At 60.1% G+C, this 20756-nt stretch carries 21 protein-coding genes; 20 read left to right on the top strand and 1 reads right to left on the bottom strand.

The window, feature by feature from the left end; translation table 11 throughout:
- Positions 1 to 243: 243 nt before the first annotated feature.
- Both rpoB and rpoC read left to right on the top strand, forming a co-directional pair.
- Positions 244 to 4383 (top strand): DNA-directed RNA polymerase subunit beta, encoded by a 4140-nt coding sequence (rpoB, locus tag AB8B31_RS07585; protein ID WP_018241637.1) that lies wholly within the window; start codon positions 244 to 246, stop codon positions 4381 to 4383.
- Between the two features lie 190 nt (positions 4384 to 4573).
- On the top strand, positions 4574 to 8782 hold the full coding sequence (rpoC, locus tag AB8B31_RS07590) for a DNA-directed RNA polymerase subunit beta' (protein WP_018241638.1): 4209 nt from the start codon (positions 4574 to 4576) through the stop codon (positions 8780 to 8782).
- Between the two features lie 139 nt (positions 8783 to 8921).
- Here the strand turns inward: rpoC and AB8B31_RS07595 are convergent, their stop codons facing one another.
- Positions 8922 to 9215 (bottom strand): hypothetical protein, encoded by a 294-nt coding sequence (locus AB8B31_RS07595; RefSeq protein ID WP_018241639.1) that lies wholly within the window; start codon positions 9213 to 9215, stop codon positions 8922 to 8924.
- Between the two features lie 495 nt (positions 9216 to 9710).
- Here AB8B31_RS07595 and rpsL point away from each other — a divergent pair, with 495 nt between their 5' ends.
- The 18 genes from rpsL (at position 9711) to rplE (ending at position 20749) form a co-directional block, all read left to right on the top strand.
- Entirely contained in the window at positions 9711 to 10082 is a 372-nt protein-coding gene (gene rpsL / locus AB8B31_RS07600; RefSeq protein ID WP_003547537.1) for a 30S ribosomal protein S12, read from the top strand.
- A 77-nt stretch (positions 10083 to 10159) separates the two neighbouring features.
- Positions 10160 to 10630, top strand: coding sequence for a 30S ribosomal protein S7 (gene rpsG, locus AB8B31_RS07605; protein WP_003547538.1), 471 nt, complete (start codon positions 10160 to 10162; stop codon positions 10628 to 10630).
- A gap of 29 nt (positions 10631 to 10659) precedes the next feature.
- Positions 10660 to 12759: an elongation factor G gene (gene fusA / locus AB8B31_RS07610; protein ID WP_018241640.1), complete on the top strand. Its 2100-nt coding sequence runs from the start codon at positions 10660 to 10662 to the stop codon at positions 12757 to 12759.
- Positions 12760 to 12827: 68 nt separating this feature from the next.
- Positions 12828 to 14003 carry an elongation factor Tu gene (gene tuf / locus AB8B31_RS07615; RefSeq protein WP_018241634.1) on the top strand — a complete coding sequence of 392 codons (1176 nt, stop codon included), beginning with the start codon at positions 12828 to 12830 and terminating at the stop codon, positions 14001 to 14003.
- Positions 14004 to 14157: 154 nt separating this feature from the next.
- Positions 14158 to 14466 carry a 30S ribosomal protein S10 gene (rpsJ, locus tag AB8B31_RS07620; protein WP_003547547.1) on the top strand — a complete coding sequence of 103 codons (309 nt, stop codon included), beginning with the start codon at positions 14158 to 14160 and terminating at the stop codon, positions 14464 to 14466.
- Positions 14467 to 14505: 39 nt separating this feature from the next.
- Complete coding sequence (rplC, locus tag AB8B31_RS07625; RefSeq protein WP_018067989.1) at positions 14506 to 15147, top strand: 50S ribosomal protein L3; 642 nt, start codon at positions 14506 to 14508, stop codon at positions 15145 to 15147.
- Between the two features lie 13 nt (positions 15148 to 15160).
- Positions 15161 to 15781, top strand: a complete 621-nt coding sequence (gene rplD, locus AB8B31_RS07630) for a 50S ribosomal protein L4 (RefSeq protein WP_003573800.1) — start codon at positions 15161 to 15163, stop codon at positions 15779 to 15781.
- Complete coding sequence (locus tag AB8B31_RS07635) at positions 15778 to 16071, top strand: 50S ribosomal protein L23 (RefSeq protein ID WP_003547550.1); 294 nt, start codon at positions 15778 to 15780, stop codon at positions 16069 to 16071. The genes rplD and AB8B31_RS07635 overlap by 4 nt, the downstream gene beginning before the upstream one ends.
- An 11-nt stretch (positions 16072 to 16082) precedes the next feature.
- Complete coding sequence (gene rplB / locus AB8B31_RS07640) at positions 16083 to 16919, top strand: 50S ribosomal protein L2 (RefSeq protein WP_018241641.1); 837 nt, start codon at positions 16083 to 16085, stop codon at positions 16917 to 16919.
- Positions 16920 to 16934: 15 nt separating this feature from the next.
- Complete coding sequence (gene rpsS / locus AB8B31_RS07645) at positions 16935 to 17213, top strand: 30S ribosomal protein S19 (RefSeq protein ID WP_003547552.1); 279 nt, start codon at positions 16935 to 16937, stop codon at positions 17211 to 17213.
- 2 nt (positions 17214 to 17215) lie between these two features.
- The gene (gene rplV, locus AB8B31_RS07650) at positions 17216 to 17605 is read left to right on the top strand and encodes a 50S ribosomal protein L22 (RefSeq protein ID WP_003547553.1); all 390 of its coding nucleotides are present in this window, start codon (positions 17216 to 17218) and stop codon (positions 17603 to 17605) included.
- Complete coding sequence (gene rpsC, locus AB8B31_RS07655; protein ID WP_003547554.1) at positions 17605 to 18336, top strand: 30S ribosomal protein S3; 732 nt, start codon at positions 17605 to 17607, stop codon at positions 18334 to 18336. Before rplV ends, rpsC begins: the two co-directional genes overlap by 1 nt.
- 36 nt (positions 18337 to 18372) lie before the next feature.
- Positions 18373 to 18786 (top strand): 50S ribosomal protein L16, encoded by a 414-nt coding sequence (rplP, locus tag AB8B31_RS07660; RefSeq protein WP_003573792.1) that lies wholly within the window; start codon positions 18373 to 18375, stop codon positions 18784 to 18786.
- Between the two features lie 12 nt (positions 18787 to 18798).
- Complete coding sequence (gene rpmC / locus AB8B31_RS07665) at positions 18799 to 18999, top strand: 50S ribosomal protein L29 (RefSeq protein ID WP_018241642.1); 201 nt, start codon at positions 18799 to 18801, stop codon at positions 18997 to 18999.
- Positions 19000 to 19011: 12 nt separating this feature from the next.
- Positions 19012 to 19251 (top strand): 30S ribosomal protein S17, encoded by a 240-nt coding sequence (gene rpsQ, locus AB8B31_RS07670; RefSeq protein WP_003547557.1) that lies wholly within the window; start codon positions 19012 to 19014, stop codon positions 19249 to 19251.
- Between the two features lie 259 nt (positions 19252 to 19510).
- Positions 19511 to 19879 carry a 50S ribosomal protein L14 gene (gene rplN / locus AB8B31_RS07675; protein WP_003573790.1) on the top strand — a complete coding sequence of 123 codons (369 nt, stop codon included), beginning with the start codon at positions 19511 to 19513 and terminating at the stop codon, positions 19877 to 19879.
- An 11-nt stretch (positions 19880 to 19890) separates the two neighbouring features.
- A complete protein-coding gene (gene rplX, locus AB8B31_RS07680) occupies positions 19891 to 20199 on the top strand; it encodes a 50S ribosomal protein L24 (RefSeq protein ID WP_003547559.1) in 309 nt (102 codons plus the stop codon).
- Positions 20192 to 20749 carry a 50S ribosomal protein L5 gene (gene rplE / locus AB8B31_RS07685; RefSeq protein WP_018067987.1) on the top strand — a complete coding sequence of 186 codons (558 nt, stop codon included), beginning with the start codon at positions 20192 to 20194 and terminating at the stop codon, positions 20747 to 20749. Before rplX ends, rplE begins: the two co-directional genes overlap by 8 nt.
- Positions 20750 to 20756 lie beyond the last annotated feature (7 nt).

Genomic DNA, 20756 nt, shown 5'->3' on the forward strand with positions numbered 1-20756 from the left:
GCAGTATTTCTACTGCCTCCCATTTGCCGTTTTTCTGAACGAATTACCCAAAAGCCGCGTCGAAACGGCTTTTGGGTAATGGGTTCTTCAAAAGGATGGTCTCGCACCGAGGGCAGCACAGCAATCCGAGCTGAGCGTTTTCTGGAGTCGGACGAGATTGAACTACTCATTGATTGACGGGATCGACTGGCCATCGGTTCCCGTCCGTTGCAGGCCCGGGTGCAAGATTTTGAAGGAGCGACGATGGCTCAGACCCTTTCGTTCAATGGTCGCAGGCGCGTACGCAAGTTTTTTGGTAAGATCCCCGAAGTCGCAGAAATGCCGAACCTCATCGAGGTTCAGAAGGCGTCCTACGACCAGTTTCTAATGGTTGAAGAGCCGAAGGGCGGCCGACCCGACGAAGGTCTTCAGGCCGTTTTCAAGTCGGTTTTCCCGATCACCGATTTCTCCGGTGCATCGATGCTGGAATTCGTGTCCTACGAGTTCGAACCGCCGAAGTTCGACGTTGACGAATGCCGTCAGCGCGACCTGACCTATGCCGCGCCGCTGAAGGTGACGCTGCGCCTCATCGTGTTCGATATCGACGAGGATACCGGCGCGAAGTCGATCAAGGACATCAAGGAACAGTCCGTCTACATGGGCGACATGCCGCTCATGACCAACAACGGCACGTTTATCGTCAACGGCACCGAGCGCGTGATCGTTTCCCAGATGCACCGTTCGCCGGGCGTCTTCTTCGACCATGACAAGGGCAAGAGCCATTCTTCCGGCAAGCTGCTCTTTGCTGCGCGCGTCATCCCCTATCGCGGTTCCTGGCTCGATATCGAATTCGACGCCAAGGACATCGTCTACGCCCGTATCGACCGCCGCCGCAAGATCCCCGTGACGTCGCTGCTGATGGCGCTCGGCATGGACGGCGAGGAAATCCTCGACACCTTTTACACGAAGTCGCTCTACAAGCGCGACGGCGAAGGCTGGCGCATTCCCTTCAAGCCGGAAACGCTGAAGGGTGCCAAGGCGATCACCGAGATGGTCGACGCCGATACCGGCGAAGTCGTCGTGGAAGCCGGCAAGAAGCTGACCCCGCGCCTGCTGCGCCAGCTTTCCGACAAGGGCCTGAAGGCACTCAAGGCCGCCGACGACGATCTTTACGGCAATTACCTTGCCGGCGACATCGTCAACTACTCCACGGGTGAGATCTACCTCGAGGCCGGCGACGAAATCGACGAGAAGACGCTTGGCGTCATCCTGGCGAATGGTTTCGACGAGATCCCGGTTCTCGGCATCGATCACATCAATGTCGGCGCCTATATCCGCAACACGCTGACAGCTGACAAGAACGAGAACCGTCAGGACGCTCTGTTCGACATCTATCGCGTCATGCGTCCGGGTGAGCCGCCGACCATGGAATCGGCCGAAGCCATGTTCAACTCGCTGTTCTTCGATGCGGAGCGTTACGACCTCTCCGCCGTCGGCCGCGTCAAGATGAACATGCGCCTCGACCTGACCGTCGAAGACACCGTCCGCATCCTGCGCAAGGACGACATCCTGGCCGTGGTCCGGATGTTGGTCGAACTGCGCGATGGCAAGGGCGAGATCGACGACATCGACAACCTCGGCAACCGCCGCGTCCGTTCGGTCGGCGAGCTGATGGAAAACCAGTACCGTCTCGGCCTGCTGCGCATGGAGCGCGCGATCAAGGAACGCATGTCCTCGATCGAGATCGACACGGTCATGCCGCAGGACCTGATCAACGCCAAGCCGGCCGCCGCTGCCGTTCGCGAATTCTTCGGTTCCTCGCAGCTCTCGCAGTTCATGGACCAGGTCAACCCGCTCTCGGAAATCACCCACAAGCGCCGTCTTTCGGCTCTTGGCCCGGGCGGTCTGACCCGTGAGCGTGCCGGTTTCGAAGTCCGCGACGTGCATCCGACCCACTATGGCCGCATCTGCCCGATTGAAACGCCGGAAGGCCCGAACATCGGTCTCATCAACTCGCTTGCGACCTTTGCCCGCGTCAACAAGTACGGCTTCATCGAAAGCCCGTACCGCCGCATCGTCGACGGCAAGGTGACGAACGACGTGCTCTACCTCTCCGCCATGGAAGAGGCGAAGTACTACGTCGCACAGGCCAACGCCGAGATGAACGCTGACGGTTCCTTCGTCGATGAATTCGTCGTCTGCCGTCATGCCGGTGAAGTTATGCTCGCCCCGCGCGACAGCATGAACCTGATGGACGTCTCGCCGAAGCAGGTCGTTTCGGTCGCGGCCGCGCTCATCCCGTTCCTGGAAAACGACGACGCCAACCGCGCGCTCATGGGCTCGAACATGCAGCGTCAGGCAGTGCCGCTGCTGCGTGCCGAAGCTCCGTTCGTCGGTACCGGCATGGAACCGGTCGTCGCCCGTGACTCCGGTGCCGCCATCGGCGCCCGCCGCGGCGGCGTGGTCGACCAGGTCGACGCGACGCGTATCGTTATCCGCGCCACGGAAGACCTCGAAGCCGGCAAATCCGGCGTCGATATCTACCGCCTGCAGAAGTTCCAGCGTTCGAACCAGAACACCTGCGTCAACCAGCGCCCGCTGGTCACCGTCGGTGACGAGGTCAACCGCGGCGACATCCTCGCCGACGGCCCGTCGACCGATCTCGGCGACCTGGCGCTCGGCCGCAACGCGCTCGTCGCGTTCATGCCTTGGAACGGCTACAACTACGAAGACTCGATCCTGCTCTCCGAGCGTATCGTTGCCGACGACGTGTTCACCTCCATTCACATCGAGGAATTCGAAGTGATGGCGCGCGACACCAAGCTTGGTCCTGAGGAAATCACCCGCGATATTCCGAACGTTTCGGAAGAAGCGCTGAAGAACCTCGACGAAGCCGGCATCGTCTATATCGGCGCTGAAGTTCAGCCGGGCGATATCCTCGTCGGCAAGATCACACCGAAGGGCGAAAGCCCGATGACGCCGGAAGAAAAGCTTCTGCGCGCCATCTTCGGCGAAAAGGCCTCCGACGTGCGCGACACCTCCATGCGCATGCCGCCCGGCACTTACGGCACGATCGTCGAAGTTCGCGTCTTCAACCGCCACGGCGTTGAAAAAGACGAGCGCGCGATGGCGATCGAGCGCGAAGAAATCGAGCGTCTGGCAAAGGACCGTGACGACGAGCAGGCGATCCTCGACCGTAACGTCTACGGCCGTCTGATCGAGATGCTGCGCGGCCAGGCTTCCATTGCCGGCCCGAAGGGCTTCAAGAAGGGCAGCGAGCTTTCGAACGCCGTCGTCTCCGAATATCCCCGCTCGCAGTGGTGGATGTTCGCGGTCGAAGACGAGAAGGTCCAGAGCGAGCTCGAAGCGCTCCGTGGTCAGTACGACGAATCCAAGTCGCGCCTTGAACAGCGCTTCATGGACAAGGTCGAAAAGGTCCAGCGCGGCGATGAAATGCCCCCTGGCGTCATGAAGATGGTCAAGGTCTTCGTCGCCGTAAAGCGCAAGATCCAGCCGGGCGACAAGATGGCCGGCCGCCACGGGAACAAGGGCGTCGTCTCGCGCATTGTGCCAGTGGAAGACATGCCGTTCCTCGAAGACGGCACGCATGTCGACGTCGTTCTGAACCCGCTCGGCGTGCCTTCGCGCATGAACGTCGGCCAGATCCTCGAAACCCATCTGGGTTGGGCTTGCGCCGGCATGGGTCGCCAGATCGGCGAACTGATCGATGCATACAAGGCCAATGGCAACATTGAGCCGCTGCGCAAGACCATCGGCGATGTCGTCGGTACCGGCCCGAAGGCCGAACAGGTCCATGAGTTCGACGATGACTCGGTTCTGCGTCTCGCCGACCAGTGGAAGCGTGGCGTTTCGATTGCGACGCCTGTTTTCGACGGTGCGAACGAAGCCGACGTCAACGACATGTTGCGTCTGGCAGGTCTCAAGGATACCGGTCAGTCGACGCTCTATGACGGCCGTACCGGCGAGCAGTTCGACCGCCAGGTGACCGTGGGCTACATCTACATGCTGAAGCTCAACCACCTGGTCGACGATAAGATCCATGCTCGTTCGATCGGTCCTTACTCGCTCGTGACCCAGCAGCCGCTGGGTGGCAAGGCGCAGTTCGGCGGTCAGCGCTTCGGCGAAATGGAGGTCTGGGCGCTCGAAGCATACGGCGCGGCCTACACGCTGCAGGAAATGCTAACGGTGAAGTCGGACGACGTCGCCGGCCGCACCAAGGTCTACGAAGCCATTGTTCGCGGAGACGACACGTTCGAAGCCGGTATTCCGGAAAGCTTCAACGTTCTCGTCAAGGAAATGCGCTCGCTAGGCCTCAGCGTCGAGCTCGAGAACACAAAGCTTGACGAGGCGCAGGCAGCTCAGCTGCCCGACGCGGCCGAGTAAGCACTTGATAGGGCGTGCGCTGCCAATGCAGCGCACGCCGGTCCCGCCGGGCGCCGTATCCGTGTCGGCCCGGAAGGGAAGTTTCGCCGCATCTCGCGGTTATTCTCGTTTAAGCGAGGGAGGCGGCTCCCGGGAATTTGCCGCCGACCATCGCATTTTAAGGGCGCTTTAGCCCATGAAGGAGACAGGCATGAACCAAGAGGTCATGAATCTTTTCAATCCGCAGGTGCCTGCACAGAATTTCGATTCTATTCGGATTTCGATCGCGTCTCCGGAGAAGATCCTCTCCTGGTCTTACGGTGAGATCAAGAAGCCGGAAACCATCAACTACCGTACGTTCAAGCCGGAACGCGACGGTCTGTTCTGCGCGCGCATCTTCGGGCCGATCAAGGACTACGAATGCCTGTGCGGCAAGTACAAGCGCATGAAGTACAAGGGCATCATCTGCGAAAAGTGCGGCGTCGAAGTCACGCTGTCGCGCGTTCGCCGTGAGCGCATGGGCCATATCGAGCTCGCCGCTCCCGTTGCCCATATCTGGTTCCTGAAGTCGCTGCCGAGCCGCATTTCGACGCTGCTCGACATGACGCTGAAGGATGTCGAGCGCGTCCTCTACTTCGAAAACTACATCGTCACCGAGCCGGGCCTGACCGCCCTGAAGGAGCACCAGCTCCTCTCGGAAGAAGAGTACATGCTCGCCGTCGACGAATACGGCGAAGACCAGTTCACCGCGATGATCGGCGCCGAGGCGATCTACGAGATGCTGGCCTCGATGAACCTCGAGAAGATCGCTGGCGACCTGCGCGCTGAGCTTGCCGACACCACGTCGGATCTCAAGCAGAAGAAGCTGATGAAGCGCCTGAAGATCGTCGAGAACTTCATGGAGTCGGGCAATCGTCCGGAATGGATGATCATGAAGGTCGTTCCGGTCATCCCGCCGGACCTGCGTCCGCTGGTTCCGCTCGACGGCGGCCGTTTCGCGACGTCGGATCTGAACGATCTCTACCGCCGCGTCATCAACCGCAACAACCGTCTGAAGCGCCTGATCGAGCTTCGTGCGCCTGGCATCATCATCCGCAACGAAAAGCGCATGCTGCAGGAATCCGTTGACGCGCTGTTCGACAACGGCCGCCGCGGCCGCGTCATCACCGGCGCCAACAAGCGTCCGCTGAAGTCGCTCTCCGACATGCTGAAGGGCAAGCAGGGCCGCTTCCGTCAGAACCTGCTCGGCAAGCGCGTCGACTATTCCGGTCGTTCGGTCATCGTCACCGGTCCGGAACTGAAGCTGCACCAGTGCGGCCTGCCGAAGAAGATGGCGCTCGAGCTCTTCAAGCCGTTCATCTATGCCCGCCTCGACGCCAAGGGTTACTCCTCGACCGTCAAGCAGGCCAAGAAGCTGGTCGAAAAGGAAAAGCCGGAAGTCTGGGATATCCTCGACGAGGTCATCCGCGAGCATCCGGTTCTCTTGAACCGCGCACCGACGCTGCACCGCCTGGGCATCCAGGCCTTCGAACCTACCCTGGTCGAAGGCAAGGCGATCCAGCTGCATCCGCTCGTCTGCACGGCCTTCAACGCCGACTTCGACGGTGACCAGATGGCCGTTCACGTGCCGCTGTCGCTCGAAGCCCAGCTCGAAGCCCGCGTGCTGATGATGTCGACCAACAACATCCTGCACCCGGCCAACGGCGCGCCGATCATCGTTCCCTCGCAGGACATGGTTCTCGGTCTCTACTATCTGTCGATCCTCAACCAGAACGAGCCGGGTGAAGGCATGGCCTTCTCCGATCTCGGCGAGCTGCATCACGCTCTCGAAAGCAAGGTCGTGACGCTGCACACCAAGATCCGCGGCCGCTTCAAGTCGGTCGACGAGGATGGCAAGCCTTACTCGAAGATCTACGAGACGACGCCTGGCCGTCTGCTCATCGGTGAACTGTTGCCGAAGAACGGCAAGGTGCCCTTCGATATCTGCAACCAGGAAATGACCAAGAAGAACATCTCGAAGATGATCGACACGGTCTATCGCCATTGCGGCCAGAAGGACACGGTCATTTTCTGCGACCGCATCATGCAGCTCGGTTTCGCCCACGCCTGCCGCGCCGGCATTTCGTTCGGCAAGGACGACATGGTCATTCCGGATGCCAAGGCCAAGATCGTTGCCGACACCGAAAATCTGGTGAAGGAATACGAGCAGCAGTACAATGACGGCCTCATCACCCAGGGCGAGAAGTACAACAAGGTTGTCGACGCCTGGGGCAAGGCGACCGAAAAGGTCGCCGAAGAGATGATGGCGCGCATCAAGGCGGTCGAATTCGATGAGAAGACCGGTCGCCAGAAGCCGATGAACTCGATCTACATGATGAGCCACTCCGGTGCCCGCGGTTCTCCGAACCAGATGCGCCAGCTGGGCGGCATGCGTGGCCTCATGGCCAAGCCGTCGGGCGAAATCATCGAGACCCCGATCATCTCGAACTTCAAGGAAGGCCTGACCGTCAACGAGTACTTCAACTCGACGCACGGCGCCCGTAAGGGTCTGGCAGACACCGCCCTGAAGACCGCCAACTCCGGCTACCTGACCCGCCGTCTCGTCGACGTCGCGCAGGATTGCATCGTCACGCATGTCGACTGCGGAACGCAGACGGGCCTCACCATGACCGCCATCGTCGATGCCGGCCAGGTGGTTGCCTCGATCGGCGCCCGTATCCTCGGCCGCACGGCGCTCGACGACATCGATCATCCGGTCACGGGTGAGCGCATCGTCGATGCCGGCAAGATGATCCTCGAGCCCGACGTCGTCGAAATCGAAAAGGCCGGCATCCAGTCGATCCGCATCCGCTCGGCACTGACCTGCGAAATCCAGACGGGCGTCTGCTCTGTCTGCTACGGCCGCGACCTCGCGCGCGGTACGCCGGTCAATATGGGCGAAGCCGTCGGCGTCATCGCTGCTCAGTCGATCGGCGAGCCGGGCACCCAGCTCACCATGCGTACCTTCCACCTTGGCGGTACGGCAACCGTGGTCGACCAGTCGTTCCTTGAAGCCTCGTACGAAGGTACGGTGCAGATCAAGAACCGCAACATCCTGCGCAACTCCGATGGCAATCTCGTTGCCATGGGCCGCAACATGACCGTCCAGATCCTGGACGAACGTGGTGTCGAGCGGTCGTCGCAGCGTGTGGCCTACGGTTCGAAGCTGCATGTCGACGAAGGCGACAAGGTCAAGCGCGGCCAGCGTCTGGCAGAGTGGGACCCCTACACCCGTCCAATGATGACGGAAGTGGCCGGTACCGTTCAGTTTGAAGATCTGGTCGACGGTCTCTCCGTTCTGGAAGCGACCGACGAATCGACCGGCATCACCAAGCGTCAGGTCATCGACTGGCGTTCGACCCCGCGCGGCTCGGACCTCAAGCCGGCGATCGTCATCAAGGATGCCAGCGGCAATATCGCCAAGCTGTCCCGTGGTGGTGATGCCCGCTTCCTGCTCTCGGTCGATGCGATCTTGTCGGTCGAGCCGGGCACGAAGGTCTCCCAGGGTGACGTTCTCGCCCGTTCGCCGCTCGAAAGCGCCAAGACCAAGGACATCACCGGCGGTCTGCCGCGTGTTGCCGAGCTGTTCGAAGCCCGTCGTCCGAAGGACCACGCCATCATCGCAGAGATCGATGGTACGATCCGTCTCGGCCGCGACTACAAGAACAAGCGTCGCGTCATCATCGAGCCGGCGGAAGACGGTGTCGAGCCTGTCGAATACCTGATCCCGAAGGGTAAGCCCTTCCACCTTCAGGAAGGCGACTATATCGAAAAGGGTGACTACATCCTCGACGGTAACCCGGCTCCGCACGACATCCTGGCGATCAAGGGCGTGGAGGCTCTGGCCTCCTACCTCGTCAACGAGATCCAGGAAGTCTACCGCCTGCAGGGCGTCGTCATCAACGACAAGCACATCGAGGTGATTGTCCGTCAGATGCTGCAGAAGGTGGAAATCACCGATGCAGGCGACTCGACCTATATCGTCGGCGACAATGTCGACCGGATCGAGCTCGAAGACGTCAACGATCATCTGATCGAGCAGGGCAAGAAGCCAGCCTACGGCGATCCGGTTCTTCTCGGCATCACCAAGGCGTCGCTGCAGACCCCGTCCTTCATCTCGGCCGCATCCTTCCAGGAAACGACCAAGGTGCTGACGGAAGCTGCAATCGCCGGCAAGACCGACGGTCTGCAGGGTCTGAAGGAAAACGTCATCGTCGGCCGCCTCATCCCGGCCGGTACCGGCGGTACCATGACCCAGATCCGCCGCATCGCCACGTCGCGCGACGAGATGATCCTCGAAGAGCGCCGCAAGGGCACGGGTGCTGCCGTTGCCACGCCGATGCTGCAGGACATGGCCGAAAAGGCTCCGGCTGCGGAATAATCCGCGGCTGAAGTCGACGAATTGAAAAACCGCCCGGAGCGATCCGGGCGGTTTTTGTTTTATTTGCTCTGACTGGTCTGGCGGGGAGGGAGGCGCTGCTTCGCTTAGGCTGCCTTGACAGCGTCAGCGGCGGCTCCTTTCAGTTGAACCGGATGATCGCGACTTCGCCTTCGACGGCGCCCTGATAGGCAGAGGCGTGCGGCTCTTCGGCCGGGACCTCGGTCAGCATGCCGATCTGGTCGAGATCGGCCTCGATGAAGCCTTCCTCGGCAAGGGCGTTCAAGGCCTCGCGTACGGCGGTGTCGTCGTCAGGCGCCTTCAGCATGATGTGCAGGTCGATGCCTTCGCCGGCGTCGGACTCGTAGCCCTTGCCGATAATGATGAAGATCATCGGGCCGTCGAAATTATTGTCGTTATCAGGTGTCGTGATCATCGCCTGTCCTTCGGCTCTTTGACGATTCGGTCGCTCGAATCCTGCTGTGAGGGCCGAACGCCGCAATTGCTGATTCCTTAACTGTTTTTGCTGCAATGCCCAAGTTTTTATCTTGGTGCATAGCCGTGAATTCGTCTAGAAGGATGAAACAGGGCGTTGGGCCGCCATATCAAGGCGATACGGCGAGTTTATTTCTTAACCGGCCTTGACGAGACGGGTGGAAACCAGTAGTACCCCGGCCATCAGATCCCATGTGAGGCTTGGCTGTTCGGGGCGACGCGCCCTGAAGTTCACCTCAAACAAGGTTCTAAACGCACGTTGAAGTCATGATGCTGCACGCACGACGCATGTTTTATGCGTCCTCTGCTCCTTGTGGTCCATCTGCGGAAGCGGATCGGGCCATATTTTGCGCATTGACGGAGAGTGCGTCACTGCCGGAGACGGCGCGAGTTCAAGCCCGCAAGGGTACTGAGATAAAACGTAAGGGATGGTTGAATGCCTACCGTAAACCAGCTGATCCGCAAGCCTCGCCAGGCGAACGTAAAGCGTAACAAGGTTCCCGCACTCCAGGAGAACCCGCAGAAGCGCGGCGTTTGCACGCGCGTCTACACGACGACGCCGAAGAAGCCGAACTCGGCTCTGCGTAAGGTCGCAAAGATCCGCCTGACCAACGGCTTCGAAGTCATTGGTTACATCCCCGGCGAAGGTCACAACCTTCAGGAACACTCCGTCGTCATGATCCGTGGCGGCCGCGTTAAGGACCTTCCGGGTGTCCGTTATCACATCATCCGCGGCGTTCTCGATACCCAGGGTGTCAAGAACCGCAAGCAGCGCCGCTCCAAGTACGGCGCGAAGCGTCCGAAGTAATTCGGCTTTTGAATAATCCGGCGCTGCGCGAGGTCCTCCGCGTCATGAAGCGCCTTAACGGTTGAAGAGACAAAACTATGTCCAGACGTCATAAAGCAGAAAAGCGCGAGATCAATCCGGACCCGAAGTTCGGTGATCTCGTCGTCACCAAGTTCATGAATGCCATCATGCTCGACGGCAAGAAGTCCGTTGCTGAAAACATCGTCTACGGTGCGTTCGACGTTGTTCATGGCAAGTCCAAGCAGGAGCCGCTCACGGTTTTCCATTCTGCGCTTGAGAACATTGCCCCGCACGTTGAAGTTCGCTCGCGTCGTGTCGGTGGTGCGACCTATCAGGTCCCCGTCGATGTTCGTCCGGAGCGCCGCCAGGCTCTTGCTATTCGTTGGCTGATCGCTGCTGCCCGCAAGCGCAATGAAACGACTATGGTTGACCGCCTTTCCGGCGAACTGCTCGATGCGTCCAACAACCGCGGCTCCGCCGTCAAGAAGCGCGAAGACACGCACAAGATGGCTGACGCCAACCGCGCGTTCTCGCACTATCGCTGGTAATTCCGAACGGTATCGAAAGGCAGTCCACAATGGCTCGCGAATATAAGATCGAAGACTACCGTAATTTCGGTATCATGGCGCATATCGACGCCGGCAAGACCACGACCACCGAGCGTATTCTTTATTACACCGGCAAGTCGCACAAGATCGGCGAAGTCCACGACGGCGCAGCCACCATGGACTGGATGGAGCAGGAGCAGGAGCGTGGTATCACGATCACCTCTGCTGCCACCACGACCTTCTGGAAGGGCCGTGACGGCAAAATGCGCCGCTTCAACATCATCGACACTCCCGGCCACGTCGACTTCACCATTGAAGTCGAGCGTTCGCTGCGCGTTCTCGACGGCGCCATCGCGCTGCTCGACGCCAACGCCGGTGTTGAGCCGCAGACGGAAACCGTCTGGCGCCAGGCCGAAAAGTATAATGTCCCGCGGATGATCTTCTGCAACAAGATGGACAAGACCGGCGCCGACTTCTACCGCTCCGTCGAGATGATCAAGACCCGTCTCGGTGCAACGGCTGTCGTCATGCAGCTGCCGATCGGTGCAGAAACCGAATTCAAGGGCGTCATCGACCTGGTCGAGATGAACGCACTCATCTGGCGCGACGAGTCGCTCGGCGCCCAGTGGGATGTCGTCGAGATCCCCGAGGACATGAAGGCTAAGGCTGAAGAATATCGCGAAAAGCTGATCGAGACGGTTGTCGACATCGACGAAGCCGCCACCGAAGCTTACCTCGAAGGCATTCTGCCCGACAACGAGCAGATCCGTGCACTGGTTCGCCGCGGCACGATCGACGTCAAGTTCCACCCGATGTTCTGCGGCACCGCCTTCAAGAACAAGGGCGTGCAGCCGCTGCTCGACGCCGTTGTCGACTACCTGCCGTCGCCAATGGACATCCCGGCGATCAAGGGCATCGACTTCAAGACGGAAGCTGAAATCGAGCGTCATGCCGATGACAGCGAGCCGCTCTCCATGCTCGCCTTCAAGATCATGAACGACCCCTTCGTCGGTTCGTTGACCTTCGCTCGCATCTACTCCGGCAAGCTTGAAAAGGGCGCGTCGGTCATCAACACGGTCAAGGACAAGCGCGAGCGCGTCGGCCGTATGCTGCAGATGCACTCCAACTCGCGTGAAGACATCGAAGAAGCCTTCGCAGGTGACATCGTCGCTCTCGCCGGCCTCAAGGAAACCACGACCGGCGACACGCTCTGCGATCCGCTGAAGCCGGTTATCCTCGAGCGCATGGAATTCCCGGAGCCGGTCATCCAGATCGCCATCGAGCCGAAGACCAAGGGCGACCAGGAAAAGATGGGCCTCGCGCTCAACCGCCTGGCTGCTGAAGATCCGTCCTTCCGCGTCAAGACCGACCAGGAATCCGGCCAGACCATCATCGCCGGCATGGGCGAACTGCATCTCGACATCATCGTCGACCGCATGCGTCGTGAATTCAAGGTCGAAGCAACTGTCGGCGCGCCGCAGGTTGCCTACCGCGAAACCATCACCCGGACGCATGAAGAAGACTACACGCACAAGAAGCAGTCCGGTGGTACCGGCCAGTTCGCGCGCGTCAAGATCGTCTTCGAACCGAACCCGGACGGCGACGAATTCAAGTTCGAATCGAAGATCGTCGGCGGTTCCGTTCCGAAGGAATACATCCCCGGCGTCCAGAAGGGCATCGAAAGCGTTCTGTCTTCGGGTCCGCTGGCAGGCTTCCCGATGCTCGGCGTCAAGGCGACCCTCATCGATGGTGCCTTCCACGACGTTGACTCCTCGGTTCTCGCCTTCGAAATTGCATCGCGTGCCTGCTTCCGTGAAGCAGCCAAGAAGGCCGGCGCTCAGCTGCTCGAGCCGATGATGAAGGTCGAAGTCGTCACCCCGGAAGATTACGTCGGCGACGTTATCGGCGACCTGAACTCCCGTCGCGGTCAGATCCAGGGCCAGGAAAGCCGCGGTATCGCCGTCGTCATCAACGCGAACGTCCCGCTCGCGAACATGTTCAAGTACGTCGACAACCTGCGCTCCATGTCCCAGGGCCGCGCCCAGTACACGATGACCTTCGATCACTATTCGCCGGTCCCGTCGAACGTCGCAACTGAAATCCAGGCAAAGTATTCCGGTCAGAAGTGACCGGAATACCAATTGACCGATAACAAGAATTAGATCCCTTCGGGGACTAGCAAAATGGAGACCCGAAAATGGGAAAGAGTAAGTTTGAGCGCAACAAGCCGCACGTCAACATTGGCACGATTGGCCACGTTGACCACGGCAAGACGTCTCTGACGGCAGCGATCACGAAGTACTTCGGTGAGTACAAGGCGTACGATCAGATCGACGCGGCTCCGGAAGAAAAGGCCCGTGGCATCACCATCTCGACGGCGCACGTCGAGTATGAGACGCCGGCCCGCCACTACGCGCACGTCGACTGCCCCGGCCACGCCGACTACGTCAAGAACATGATCACCGGTGCTGCCCAGATGGACGGCGCGATCCTGGTGTGCTCGGCCGCTGACGGCCCGATGCCGCAGACGCGCGAACACATCCTGCTGGCCCGCCAGGTCGGCGTTCCGGCAATCGTGGTGTTCCTGAACAAGGTCGACCAGGTTGACGACGCCGAGCTTCTCGAGCTGGTCGAGCTCGAAGTTCGCGAACTGCTGTCGTCCTACGACTTCCCGGGCGACGATATCCCGGTCGTCAAGGGTTCGGCACTTGCTGCTCTTGAAGATTCGGACAAGAAGATCGGCGAAGACGCGATCCGCGAACTGATGGCTGCTGTTGACGCCTACATCCCGACGCCTGAGCGTCCGATCGACCAGCCGTTCCTGATGCCGATCGAAGACGTGTTCTCGATCTCGGGCCGCGGCACGGTTGTGACCGGCCGCGTCGAGCGTGGCATTGTCAAGGTTGGCGAAGAAGTCGAGATCGTCGGCATCCGTCCGACCTCGAAGACGACGGTGACCGGCGTTGAAATGTTCCGCAAGCTGCTCGATCAGGGCCAGGCTGGCGACAACATCGGTGCGCTGATCCGCGGTGTGAACCGTGACGGCGTCGAGCGTGGCCAGATCCTGGCGAAGCCCGGCTCTGTCAAGCCGCACAAGAAGTTCATGGCAGAAGCCTACATCCTGACGAAGGAAGAGGGTGGCCGTCATACGCCGTTCTTCACCAACTACCGTCCGCAGTTCTACTTCCGCACGACCGACGTGACGGGCATTGTGACGCTGCCGGAAGGCACGGAGATGGTGATGCCGGGCGACAACGTCACGGTTGCCGTCGAGCTGATCGTTCCGATCGCGATGGAAGAAAAGCTGCGCTTCGCCATCCGCGAAGGCGGCCGCACCGTCGGCGCCGGTATCGTCGCGTCGATCGTCGAGTAATTGGCGGCTGGGCCACCAGGCCCAAGGAAAGGATAGGGACGCCGATCTCGGTGTCCCTCTCGATCTTTGAAACCGGTGGCCCGCTAACGTAACTGAAGGTAAGTCGTGTCCCTAAGTGGTGACACGCGGATAACAGACACAAGGATAAAGTCGAATGAACGGCCAGAATATCCGCATCCGCCTGAAGGCGTTCGATCACCGGATTCTCGATGCCTCCACGCGCGAGATCGTATCGACGGCTAAGCGCACCGGTGCAAGCGTCCGGGGCCCCGTTCCGCTTCCGACCCGCATCGAGAAGTTTACGGTCAACCGGTCCCCGCACATCGACAAGAAGAGCCGCGAACAGTTCGAGATGCGCACGCATAAGCGCCTTCTCGATATCGTTGACCCGACCCCGCAGACGGTAGACGCGCTGATGAAGCTCGATCTCGCCGCCGGTGTCGATGTTGAGATCAAGCTCTGAGACCTCGGGTCTTCGGGCTGAGTGAGAAGGATTGAACCGATGCGTTCAGGTGTGATTGCACAGAAGGTGGGAATGACCCGCGTCTATAACGACGCCGGCGAGCATGTCCCGGTAACGGTACTGCGTATGGAAGGCTGCCAGGTCGTAGCCACGCGCACTGTCGAAAAGAATGGCTATACCGCAGTTCAGCTCGGTGCCGGCCAGGCGAAGGTGAAGAACACGTCGAAGGCGATGCGTGGCAACTTTGCCATTGCCAACGTCGAGCCGAAGGCCAAGCTCACTGAATTCCGCGTGTCGGAAGATCAGCTGCTCGAGATCGGCACTGAGATCAAGGCGGGTCACTTTGCAGCCGGTCAGCTCGTCGACGTGACGGGCACGACGATCGGTAAGGGTTTTGCCGGCGCCATGAAGCGTCACGGTTTCGGCGGTCTGCGTGCCACGCACGGTGTGTCGGTGTCTCACCGCTCGCACGGTTCGACCGGCTCGCGTCAGGATCCGGGCAAGGTTTTCAAGAACAAGAAGATGGCTGGTCACATGGGCCAGACGCGCGTCACGACGCAGAACCTGGAAGTGGTTTCGACCGACGAAGATCGTGGTCTGATCCTGATCAAGGGTGCTGTTCCTGGTTCCAAGGGTGCTTGGATCATCGTGCGCGACGCCGTCAAGTCGGCCGCGAAGTAAGGGAGCCAGATCAATGGAATTCAACGTCAAGACCCTCGAGGGAAAAGACGCCGGGAAGGTTTCCCTTTCGGACGCGATTTTCGGCCTCGAGCCCCGTGAAGACATTCTCGCCCGCGTCATTCGCTGGCAGCTTGCCAAGAAGCAGCAGGGCACGCATAAGGCTAAGGGCCGCGCTGAAGTTTCGCGCACCGGCGCCAAGATGTACAAGCAGAAGGGTACGGGCCGCGCCCGCCACCATTCGGCTCGCGCTCCGCAGTTCCGCGGCGGCGGCAAGGCCCACGGCCCGGTCGTCCGCAGCCACGAGCACGATCTTCCGAAGAAGGTTCGTGCACTCGGCCTTCGCCACGCCCTTTCGGCCAAGATCAAGGCCGATGACGTCATCGTCATCGACAACCTGGTTGCCACCGAAGCCAAGACCAAGGCTCTCGCGTCCGTTTTCGAGACGCTCGGCCTGACCAACGCCCTCTTCATCGGCGGCGCAGAGCTTGACGGCAACTTCAAGCTCGCAGCTCAGAACATCCCGAACATCGATGTTCTGCCGATCCAGGGCATCAACGTTTACGACATCGTGCGCCGCGGCAAGCTCGTGCTTTCCAAGGCTGCGGTTGAAGCGCTAGAGGAGCGATTCAAGTGACCGATCTTCGCCACTACGATGTGATCGTCTCTCCGGCGATCACCGAAAAATCCACGCTGGTATCCGAAAACAACCAGGTTGTTTTCAATGTCGCCAAGCAGGCGACGAAGCCGGAAATCAAGGCTGCGGTCGAGGCGCTGTTCGGCGTCAAGGTCACGGCTGTCAACACTCTGCTGCGCAAGGGCAAGACCAAGCGGTTCCGCGGTTTCGTCGGCAAGCAGAAGGACGTGAAGAAGGCTGTTGTGACGCTGGCTGAAGGCCAGACGATCGACGTCTCCACCGGTCTCTGAGGTATAAGAAAATGGCATTGAAAACATTCAATCCGATCACCCCGAGCCAGCGCCAGCTGGTCATCGTCGACCGCTCGGCCCTCTACAAGGGCAAGCCGGTCAAGGCGTTGACGGAAGGTCTGACCAAGAGCGGCGGTCGTAACAACCTCGGTCGCATCACTGCCCGCTTCATCGGCGGCGGTCACAAGCGCACCTATCGTCTGATCGACTTCAAGCGTCGCAAGTTCGACATCGAAGGCACGGTCGAGCGTATCGAATACGATCCGAACCGCACGGCTTTCATCGCGCTGGTGAACTATGCTGACGGCGAAAAGGCTTATATCCTCGCTCCTCAGCGCCTGGCTGCCGGTGACAAGGTTATCGCTTCCGAGAAGGCTGTCGACGTCAAGCCCGGCAACACCATGCCGCTGCAGTTCATCCCGGTCGGCTCCATCATCCACAACGTGGAAATGAAGCCGGGCAAGGGTGGTCAGATCGCTCGCTCCGCCGGTGGCTACGCACAGCTCGTCGGCCGCGACCAGGGCATGGCGATCCTTCGCCTGAACTCCGGTGAACAGCGTCTCGTTCATGGCTCCTGCCTTGCTTCGATCGGCGCCGTCTCCAACCCTGACCACGCCAACATCAACGACGGCAAGGCCGGTCGTACCGTTTGGCGCGGCAAGCGTCCGCATAACCGCGGTGTTGTCATGAACCCGGTCGACCATCCGCACGGCGGTGGTGAAGGCCGCACCTCTGGTGGTCGCCATCCGGTGACACCGTGGGGCAAGCCGACCAAGGGCAAGCGCACCCGGTCGAACAAGTCGACCGACAAGATGATCATGCGCTCGCGTCATCAGCGTAAGAAGTAAGAGAGGAAGTCTCCAATGGCTCGTTCAGTATGGAAAGGTCCGTTCGTTGACGGCTATCTTCTCAAGAAGGCTGAGAAGGTTCGTGAAGGCGGTCGCAGTGAAGTGATCAAGATCTGGAGCCGTCGCTCCACGATCCTGCCGCAGTTCGTCGGTCTCACCTTCGGCGTCTACAACGGCAGCAAGCATATCCCGGTCAGCGTCAATGAAGACATGGTCGGCCACAAATTCGGTGAATTCTCTCCGACCCGCACCTACTACGGTCACGGCGCGGACAAGAAGGCGAAGAGGAAGTAACAATGGGCAAGGCAAAAGCCGAACGCCGGCTGAAGGACAACGAGGCGCAAGCAGTCGCCCGCACGCTCCGCGTCAGCCCCCAGAAGCTCAACCTGGTTGCTGCGGCTATCCGCGGCAAGAAGGTCGAGCGCGCACTCGCTGAGCTGGAGTTCTCCCGCAAGCGCATCGCAGGCGCCGTCAAGAAGACGCTCGAATCTGCGATCGCCAACGCCGAGAACAACCACGATCTCGACGTCGACTCGCTGGTTGTCGCCGAGGCCTATGTGGGCAAGTCGATCGTCATGAAGCGTTTCCACGCTCGTGGCCGCGGTCGTGCGTCGCGCATTGAAAAGCCCTTCGCGCACCTGACGATCGTCGTTCGTGAAGTGCAGGCAGCAGAGGAGGCCGCATAATGGGTCAGAAAATCAATCCAATCGGTTTCCGCCTCGGCATCAACCGTACCTGGGATAGCCGCTGGTTTGCGGACAATGCCGAGTACGGCCAACTGCTGCACGAAGACCTGAAGATGCGCAAGTTCGTCATGAGCGAACTGAAGCAGGCCGGGATCTCCAAGGTGGTCATCGAGCGTCCGCACAAGAAGTGCCGGGTCACGATCCACTCGGCACGTCCGGGCCTGATCATCGGCCGCAAGGGCGCAGACATCGACAAGCTCCGCAAGAAGCTGTCGGAGATGACGAATTCGGAAACGCACCTCAACATCGTCGAAGTGCGCAAGCCCGAAGTCGATGCGACGCTGGTCGCTCAGTCGATCGCCCAGCAGCTCGAGCGTCGCGTGGCTTTCCGCCGCGCCATGAAGCGCGCCGTTCAGTCGGCGATGCGTCTTGGCGCCGAAGGCATCAAGATCACCTGCGCCGGCCGTCTCGGCGGTGCTGAAATCGCCCGTACGGAATGGTACCGCGAAGGTCGTGTGCCGTTGCACACGCTGCGCGCCGACATCGACTACGGCACGGCTGAAGCAGAAACCGCATTCGGCATCTGCGGCATCAAGGTCTGGATCTTCAAGGGCGAAATCCTTGAGCATGATCCGATGGCTTCCGAGCGCCGTGCGATGGAAGGTGACGCCCAGGGTCCGGCAAGCCGTGATCGTGACCGCGACAGAGACCGTCGCCGCGACAACGCTTGATAGCGCGCGTGGCAGAGAAGTTCGGAGAATAAGAAAATGTTGCAGCCAAAGCGTACCAAGTACCGCAAGCAGTTCAAGGGCCGCATCAAGGGCGTCGCCAAGGGCGGTTCTGACCTGGCATTCGGCGAATTCGGCCTGAAGGCACAGGAACCCAACCGCGTCAACGCGCGCGAGATCGAAGCGGCCCGCCGCGCGATCACGCGTTATATGAAGCGCGCCGGCCGTGTATGGATCCGCGTGTTCCCGGACGTTCCGGTAACCGCAAAGCCGACCGAAGTCCGTATGGGTAAGGGTAAGGGCTCCGTTGAATACTGGGCATGCAAGGTCAAGCCCGGCCGTATGATGTTCGAGATCGACGGTGTCAGCGAAGAAATCGCCCGTGAGGCGCTTCGCCTCGGCTCTGCCAAGCTCTCGGTCAAGACGCGCTTCGTTCAGCGCATTGCAGAGTAAGGGATTGAGCTCATGAAAGCCTCAGACGTTCGCGCGTTCAGCGCTGACCAACTCAAGGACGAGCTTGCCAAGCTGAAGAAAGAGCAGTTCAACCTGCGCTTTCAGAAGGCAACCGGCCAGCTCGAAAAGTCCTCGCGCATCAACGAAGTCCGTAAGGATATCGCCCGCGTGAAAACCATTGCCCGCCAGAAGGCGGCAGAAGTTAAGGCCTAAAGGAAGAAAAATATGCCGAAGCGCATCCTGCAGGGCGTCGTCGTTGGCGACAAGAACGAGAAGACGGTAGTGGTTCGTGTCGAGCGTCGTTTCGCTCACCCGCTGCTCCAGAAGACCGTTCGTCGTTCCAAGAAGTACAAGGCCCACGACGAGAACAACCAGTACAAGATCGGCGATACCGTATCCATCGAGGAATGCGCGCCGATTTCCAAGGACAAGCGCTGGACGGTGATTTCCGCCCAGGGCAAGTAACAGAATTTTGCGCGAGGCCTTGCGTCTCGCCGAAATATCTGTATGAAGCAGCGTCAGAACGCTCGAATGCCGGGCGTTCTTTTGCTTTGAGCGCACGGAAGGTCCCGTTCGGGAAACCACCCTGGCACGATCGATCCCGCGCTATTCAGCTATTGCCGCGTCTGTGCTGCCGTCATGGCAGCTCGGCCGGCGAAAATTTTCATAAGCCGGAGTAGGGGGCTAGCCCAACCATTCCGGTAAACCAAGAAGGCGACCTGATATGATTCAGATGCAAACAAACCTCGACGTCGCGGATAATTCCGGCGCACGTCGTGTCATGTGCATCAAGGTGCTGGGCGGCTCGAAGCGCAAGTATGCCTCGATCGGCGACGTCATCGTCGTTTCGATCAAGGAAGCGATCCCGCGCGGCCGTGTGAAGAAGGGTGACGTGATGAAGGCGGTTGTCGTTCGCACCGCTAAGGATATCCGTCGTCCGGATGGCTCCGTCATCCGCTTCGACACCAACGCAGCAGTCCTCATCGACAACAAGAAAGAGCCGATCGGCACCCGTATCTTCGGACCGGTTCCGCGCGAACTTCGCGCCAAGAACCACATGAAGATCATCTCGCTGGCTCCCGAAGTACTGTAAGGAGCGAAGCGATGCAGAAGATTCGTAAGGGCGACAAGGTCGTCATGCTCGCTGGCAAGGACAAGGGCCGTACCGGCGAAGTTGTCCAGGTCATGCCGAAGGAAGATCGTGCCGTTGTTCGTGGCGTCAACGTCGTCAAGCGCCACCAGCGCCAGACGCAGACCCAGGAAGCCGGCATCATCAACAAGGAAGCCCCGGTTCACCTGTCCAACGTTGCAATCATCGACAAGGACGGCAAGCCGACCCGCGTCGGTTTCAAGGTTGTTGACGGCAAGAAGGTCCGTGTGGCCAAGCGTTCTGGAGAAGTGATCGATGGCTGAGGCAAAATATGAGCCGCGGCTCAAGAAGGAATATGTCGAGCGCATCCGCAAGGCGATGCAGGAGCAGTTCTCCTACGCCAACGAGATGATGATCCCGAAGCTCGACAAGATCGTGATCAACATGGGTGTCGGCGAAGCGACCGCTGACTCGAAGAAGCCGACGGTAGCTGCCGCCGACCTCGCTGCGATCGCCGGCCAGAAGCCGGTCATCACCCGCGCACGTAACTCTATCGCAGGCTTCAAGGTCCGCGAACAGATGCCGATCGGCGCGAAGGTCACCCTGCGCGGCGCCCGCATGTACGAGTTCATGGACCGCCTCGTGAACATCGCGCTCCCGCGCGTTCGCGACTTCCGCGGCCTGAACCCGAAGAGCTTTGACGGCCGTGGCAACTTCGCCATGGGCATCAAGGAGCACATTGTGTTCCCTGAGATCAACTACGACAAGGTTGATCAGATGTGGGGCATGGACATCATCGTTTGCACGACGGCGACGACCGACGACGAAGCACGGGCTCTTCTGAAAGAGTTCAGCTTCCCGTTCCGTCAATAACCGTAAC

It is taken from the genome of Rhizobium sp. 62_C5_N11_2 (assembly GCF_051811185.1).
GTDB lineage: Bacteria > Pseudomonadota > Alphaproteobacteria > Rhizobiales > Rhizobiaceae > Rhizobium > Rhizobium leguminosarum.